General features: G+C 65.5%; 1 pseudogene. It reads left to right on the forward strand.

Annotated elements, in window-relative coordinates:
- Positions 1–249: pseudogene (locus tag KVT44_RS56485) on the forward strand (heavy metal translocating P-type ATPase); the annotation flags it as partial.

The following is a 249-nucleotide window of genomic DNA, read 5'->3' on the forward strand; positions in this document are numbered from 1 at the left end:
GGACGAGGTGCTGTCGGGCACGGTCAACGGAACCGGGATGCTGCAAGTGCGTGTCGGCCGTCCGCCCGCAGACTCGGTGATCGCCCGCATCGTGACGATGGTGGAGCAGGCGTCGGCGACCAAGGCGAAGACGCAACTGTTCATCGAGAAGGTGGAACAGCGGTACTCCCTCGGCGTGGTCGTGGCGACGTTGCTGGTGTTCACCGTCCCGCTGCTCGTGTTTGGGGAGCCGTTCGAGGCGGCACTGTT

This window comes from Streptomyces sp. GbtcB7 (assembly GCF_019091445.1).
GTDB lineage: Bacteria > Actinomycetota > Actinomycetes > Streptomycetales > Streptomycetaceae > Streptomyces > Streptomyces mirabilis.